Raw genomic sequence first — 6,477 nt, 5'->3', positions numbered from 1 at the left:
AAAATTGTTTTTGATGCTCGATGCTGTGAGTGCCCACACAGATTGCTTGATTCAAATTGTTAAAGAGCGACGCAGCTTTTGCTGCTGCGGGAGTGGCATTCTACTCAACCGCCTTCTCGAGTCAAGCCTTATTTGCAAAGGCTTTTCGAGGTTATCGACCCGGCTGTTTGCGTTGCCGCTTGCCGTGTCGATGGAGGCGCATTATAGGGATCCTGATCACGTTGGCAAGGGGAAGTTACGTATTTTTTTGAGAAACGCAAACAAACGTTCAGATAACGAACATGACGCGCATTTTTTGAACCAAATCACATATCAGTGAGACCTTAACTGGCACATATCCAATCTATTAGCTAATACATGCGATGTCAGATGGTTGTCGAGCAAGCCAAAGCTCTTCCATTTCCAGCAGGGTTTGATAGATTTTTTCTGCCTGTTCAGGTCGGCTGAAGAGATATCCCTGACCATAGAGGTGGATATCGGTCAGGGAGCGCAAGACATCCAGCTGAGCTTGTGTCTCTATCCCTTCGCACACCAAAATCTTGCCAAGCATGGAACCCATCCGGCAGATGTTGGCGACCAACTCCGATGCTTCCAGAGAAGTATCTATCCCCTGAATGAAAGATCTGTCGATCTTCACTTTGCTTACCGGCAACTTCTGCAGATAGCTGAGCGATGAGTAGCCAGTGCCAAAATCATCCAACGCCAATAACACTCCCTGTTGATTCAAATCCTGCATCAATTGCAGCGAATTCTTCACCTCCCTCATTGTGGTGTCTTCCGTGACCTCCAGAACCAGGCTTCGTGCGGGCAGATGATGTTCCATCAATGCCTTGGCAACCAGTTTCAACAAATTGCGCTGGTACATACCCGGAGAAATGTTCACGCACATTTGCAAGTCGACGAGGCCAAGCTGATGCCACTGATAAAGCTGCTCACAAGCAGTATTCAGCACCCAGCTGCCCACTCGCTCGGCAAGCTGAAACTCTTCAGCCACCATGATGACTTCATTGGGCGGGATAAACCCAAGCTCAGGATGGCGCCAACGCAGCAATGCCTCCACCGCTTCACAGCGACCAGTCTCAAGATTGACGATGGGCTGGTAATAAAGCTCTAGCGCGTTGTGCTCCAGCGCCATGACCATGTCGGAAGCAAGGTGTTTACGACGAGCAGTCTCATTGAGCAGTGAGTTATCATAGATAACGTAGGGGACATGCGTTTTGCGACAATGGAACAGAGCCTGCTCTACCCGACTCAACAGCTCTTGAGTTTTATCGCTATCAACGGGATAAAAGGCTATGCCGATACCGACGTCAAGACGGAAAGGGTAATTATCAAAAACCATGTCCTGCTTGAGTGAATGCAATAGGCGCGCAACCAGCTCCCTGATTTGTCGCAGATCGCTGCTACCACGCTGGATAATTGCAAATTGATCCCCACCAAGGCGTCCACAAGACTCGCCTTCTTCACATAAAGCTTTGACTCTCTTTGCCAATTCGTTGAGCAGATAATCCCCTGTGTCATAGCCAAACTTGCTGTTGATATCCCTGAAGTCATTAATATCTACCAGCACCAGACCAAATGGCATCTCTTGTGTCGCATAGGATTCCATCATATCGAGCAAGGCAACCCGATTTGGCAATCCGGTCAGAGGATCTCGCCGCACAGCTCTGAAATGACGCCGCCCTTCATATATAAGCAGCGCACTAAGCAAGAGAACCGAGATAACCAGACCAGATACCATCATCAACAGAGCATTCCGCAGCTGGGCAAAATGACGATCGTTCTCTGAATAAATGTTGATGTTCTTCTGCATGACGGATGCAAGAGAATAAGAGAGCGGTTCTTGCAAAGGTGCAAGACGCATCATGACTTGCTGGTAATCGGGAGATCCCACTTGCAAGCTGGTGATATCAGGTTCGATATTGCGAATATTGCTTTCGATCAGCTGCACCAGACGCAGGGTCTTCTGCTTGTCCTCCATACTCTTGCGCAATTGGCCGCTAAGCAGGATTGGGGTTCGACTCCAGAGAATATCATAACGCAGCATCAGGGCGTCGTGGTCGATGCCACCGTAGTGGTAAACCTCGACACTATTCAGAAACCGCCCCAGCTCTAGCTGCAATTGCATCAATGCCCAGGAAACATCATAGGTGTACTTCTCCATGACTCGGGTCGCATTCTGGATCTGAACCAGAGAATAGAGAGTGCTTCCCGTAAACAACAGGATGAAAAAATAAAGAGTGGCAACAAGCGGCCAGGCTTTGGTCTTTTCCTTCACCCCATACTCCTGAGCAATAAACGATTAATGCTGGATATCAACCGAGCTGAGCTGCCAGATCATCATGTCGGTATATTCGGAACGTTTCAATTCCGGATGTTGATCAAGCGGCAACATAAACCAGAGCGGCCCCTTGTCGCGCACCTTCATGACGACACCATCATCCTCCCAGGCAAGGATGGGCTCATAGCGTTTGACCTTGTCCCAGTTGATACGGATCTGGTAGCTATTGAGCGCAGTCAGGGTAATGGAATTGCCATCATCAGCCCCTACAGCCGCCAGTACATCCGCCAGTTTGGGCCCGCGATACTTGTGGGGCTTATCAACCCAGGGATTACCGGTCACGATCTCGTGCTGTGGTAGTGCCTGCAACATGGCAAGGTCAAATTGCGCAACGCCATCAACGGTCTCTGCAGCTTTAACATTGCCTGTCACCTTGAGAATCACGGGCCCTGCAGGCGTCCCCAATGCCAGTACGGAAAAGCTTGCCAAGAAAAAAAGCAAAGAAATCAAACCCAGTTTTTTCATATTCACCTCCAAATAACATCCTTATCAACAACTCTCAGTTTAGCCGGATAAAAAAAAACGGCCCGCCAAAGCGAGCCGTTTCTCAAACAGAGCCGGGATGATGATTACATCATGCCCATGCCGCCCATGCCACCCATATCAGGCATGGCCGGAGCATCTTTCTTCGGCAGCTCGGTGACCATGCACTCGGTGGTGATCATCAGACCGGCGATGGAAGAGGCGAACTGCAGTGCAGAGCGGGTTACCTTGGTCGGATCCAGGATACCCATGGTCAGCATGTCGCCATACTGCTCGGTGTAAGCGTTGTAACCGAAGTTGCCTTCACCGTTCTTCACTGCGTTGGCAATGACGGAAGCTTCTTCACCGGCGTTGATGACGATTTGACGCAGCGGGGCTTCCATGGCGCGCAGGGCGACCTTGATACCGACGTTCTGGTCTTCGTTGTCACCGCGCAGGCCAGCCAGTTTGGCTGCAACGCGAACCAGCGCAACACCACCACCGGCAACCACACCTTCTTCAACCGCAGCACGGGTAGCATGCAGAGCATCTTCTACGCGAGCTTTCTTCTCTTTCATCTCGACTTCGGTAGCAGCGCCCACCTTGATCACCGCAACACCGCCAGCCAGCTTGGCTACGCGCTCTTGCAGCTTCTCACGGTCGTAGTCGGAGGAGGTCTCTTCGATCTGCTGACGGATCTGGGCAACACGGCCTTCGATCACGCCTGCATCACCCACGCCATCGATGATGGTGGTGTTCTCTTTGGTGATGACGATGCGCTTGGCACGACCCAGATCTTCCAGAGTCGCTTTTTCCAGCTCCATGCCAACTTCTTCGGAGATGACGGTACCGCCAGTCAGTACGGCGATATCCTGCAGCATGGCTTTGCGACGGTCACCGAAGCCCGGCGCCTTGACGGCAGCCACTTTCACGATGCCACGCATGGTGTTGACCACCAGAGTCGCCAGGGCTTCGCCCTCTACGTCCTCGGCAACGATCAGCAGCGGTTTGCCAGCTTTGGCAACACCTTCCAGCACCGGCAGCATTTCGCGGATGTTGGAGACTTTCTTGTCAACCAGCAGGATGAACGGGTCGTCCAGCTCGACAGAACCGGTTTCCTGTTTGTTGATGAAGTACGGAGAGAGGTAGCCGCGGTCGAACTGCATACCTTCAACAACAGCCAGCTCATCTTCCAGACCCTGACCATCTTCAACGGTGATGACGCCATCGCGACCCACTTTGTCCATGGCTTCGGCAATCAGCTTGCCCACTTTCTCGTCGGAGTTGGCGGAGATGGTGCCAACCTGAGCGATGGCATTGCTGTCAGCACACGGCTGGGACAGCGCCTGCAACTCGGCAACGGCAGCCACAACAGCCTTGTCGATACCGCGCTTCAGATCCATCGGGTTCATACCGGCGGCAACGGCTTTCAGACCTTCGTTGACGATAGCCTGAGCCAGAACGGTTGCAGTGGTAGTACCGTCACCCGCAGCGTCGTTCGCTTTGGAAGCAACTTCCTTGACCATCTGGGCGCCCATGTTCTGGAATTTGTCTTCCAGCTCGATCTCGCGCGCAACGGACACACCATCTTTGGTGATGGTCGGGGCACCGAAGGACTTGTCCAGTACCACGTTGCGGCCTTTCGGGCCCAGAGTAACCTTGACGGCATCAGCCAGGATGTTCACACCTTCCAGCATCTTGATGCGGGCTTCGTTACCAAACTTAACGTCTTTAGCAGCCATTTTTGTTCAATCCTTTCAATCAATTCGGGGAAAAGTGGGGATGGATTACTCTTCGACAATCGCCAGAATGTCGGTCTCGGACAGGATCAGCACATCCTGACCATCCAGCTTCTCGGTTTTCACGCCGTAGCCTTCGTTGAAGATAACCTTGTCGCCAACCTTGACGGCCAGCGCTTTGACATCGCCATTATCCAGGATTCGACCAGTCCCCACGGCAAGCACTTCACCACGGGTGGACTTTTGAGCCGCAGTACCAGTCAGTACGATACCACCAGCGGATTTGGCTTCAGCTTCGATGCGCTTGATGATGACGCGGTCGTGCAGTGGACGAATTTTCATCGATAACTCTCCCAAAATGAGTCTCATTGTTGCTTTGAGGAATGGCCGTTCCAGGCCAAATCGGATATGTCCCTGATGTGGGGTGAGGTTGCTAACCCTTCAAGGGCAAATACAAAAAAAATTTTTTCACGTACTATAAACGCCTTCGATTGTTCGCCCCTGTTCTCTTCGCGAACCTCGCTGGCAGCGCCAGCCCAGTTATCAGCCCAGCTCTTCGAGCAAGATGTAGAGACGATCCCTTGACCCGCATCAATCCCATGCTGACAGCCCCTATCCCTGTCGTACTGCGCCAGATGACGGGCCCCATGATCCTCGGCATCGTCGCCATTCTGGCCTTCAATCTGGTCGATACCTTTTTTATCGGCATGCTGGGCACCGAAGCGCTGGCGGCCATCAGCTTTACCTTTCCGGTCACCTTCGTAGTCACCTCGCTCGCCATGGGGCTGGGAGCCGGCCTCTCGGCGGTGATCGGTCATGCATTGGGACAGGGCAAGCATGAAGAGGCGGCCCACCTCGCCACCGATAGCCTGTTTCTGGCGGTGATTCTGGTCACCCTGCTCTCGGCAGGGGGCGCCCTCACCATCAAACCGCTATTTACCCTGCTGGGCGCCAGTGCCGAACTTATCTCCCTTATCCACGACTACATGCTGATCTGGTATCTCACCGTGCCCATGCTGGTGCTGCCCATGGTGGGCAACTCCGCCATCCGCGCCACCGGCGATACCAAGACGCCCAGCCTCGTCATGACAGTTGCCGGTCTGGTCAACGGCATGCTGGATCCGCTGCTTATCTTCGGCATCGGCCCCTTCCCCGAGTGGGGGATCCGGGGTGCCGCCATCGCCACCTCCATCTCATGGCTGATGGCCATGCTGGTGAGCCTCTACATCCTGCGTCATCGGGAAGGGTTACTACTGTGGCGCCTCTCGCCGCGCGCCCGGCTGCTCTACCACTGGCGGGCACTGCTTCATGTCGCCATCCCCGCCTCTTTTACCAACATGCTCAATCCGCTGGCCAATGCGGTACTGATGACGATTTTTGCCGGTCTGGGAACAGAAGTGGTGGCGGCTTACGGCGCCGCATCGCGGGTCGAGGCACTGCTGCTGATCGTGATGATGGCGCTCGCCTCCGTGCTGGCCCCCTTCATCTCGCAAAACTGTGGCGCCGGCAATCCGGCCCGGGCCAAAGCCGCACTTCAGAGCAGCATGCGCTTTGCCCTGCTGTTCCAGCTCACCATCTATGGCCTCACCTGGCTGCTGGCGCCACTCATCGCCAACCTGTTCAGCGACCATCCACAGGTGATCCGCCTCATCATCCTCTATCTGCATCTGGTACCGATCGGATATGGCTTTCAGGGGATGGTGATGCTGCTGGCCTCGGCGCTCAATGGCGTACGGGCATCGAGCATCTCGTTCTTGTTCAACGGCTTGCGGCTGTTTGGCTTTTTACTGCCGGGAGCCTGGCTAGGCGCCAGATGGGGGGGAGAACAGGGGATATATCTGGGGATACTGCTGGCCAATCTGGCGGCGGGCACCCTCGCATGGTGGTATGCCCGACACCGCTTCGAGGCCTTGTGCCATCAGGGCAAACCCTGAT

At 54.0% G+C, this 6,477-nt stretch carries 5 protein-coding genes; 1 reads left to right on the top strand and 4 read right to left on the bottom strand.

All coding sequences use genetic code 11. The features are described 5' to 3' along the window. Positions 1-346: 346 nt before the first annotated feature. From AAHA39_RS11510 to AAHA39_RS11495, 4 genes are all read right to left on the bottom strand, one after another. Positions 347-2,278 carry a putative bifunctional diguanylate cyclase/phosphodiesterase gene (locus AAHA39_RS11510; RefSeq protein ID WP_320656015.1) on the bottom strand — a complete coding sequence of 644 codons (1,932 nt, stop codon included), beginning with the start codon at positions 2,276-2,278 and terminating at the stop codon, positions 347-349. A 24-nt stretch (positions 2,279-2,302) separates the two neighbouring features. Beyond that, on the bottom strand, positions 2,303-2,806 hold the full coding sequence (locus tag AAHA39_RS11505; protein WP_320656014.1) for a molybdopterin-binding oxidoreductase: 504 nt from the start codon (positions 2,804-2,806) through the stop codon (positions 2,303-2,305). Positions 2,807-2,910: 104 nt separating this feature from the next. Then, complete coding sequence (groL, locus tag AAHA39_RS11500; RefSeq protein WP_005341224.1) at positions 2,911-4,545, bottom strand: chaperonin GroEL; 1,635 nt, start codon at positions 4,543-4,545, stop codon at positions 2,911-2,913. A 45-nt stretch (positions 4,546-4,590) separates the two neighbouring features. Further along, positions 4,591-4,884 carry a co-chaperone GroES gene (locus tag AAHA39_RS11495; protein WP_005309514.1) on the bottom strand — a complete coding sequence of 98 codons (294 nt, stop codon included), beginning with the start codon at positions 4,882-4,884 and terminating at the stop codon, positions 4,591-4,593. 257 nt (positions 4,885-5,141) lie between these two features. Here AAHA39_RS11495 and AAHA39_RS11490 point away from each other — a divergent pair, with 257 nt between their 5' ends. Next, on the top strand, positions 5,142-6,476 hold the full coding sequence (locus AAHA39_RS11490) for an MATE family efflux transporter (protein ID WP_320656018.1): 1,335 nt from the start codon (positions 5,142-5,144) through the stop codon (positions 6,474-6,476). The last annotated feature ends 1 nt before the right edge of the window (position 6,477 follow it).

This window comes from Aeromonas sp. SE22, assembly GCF_038739755.1.
GTDB lineage: Bacteria > Pseudomonadota > Gammaproteobacteria > Enterobacterales > Aeromonadaceae > Aeromonas > Aeromonas jandaei.
Note: the sequence above shows the minus strand (reverse complement) of the source record. Positions and strands in the feature narration are given on the sequence as shown.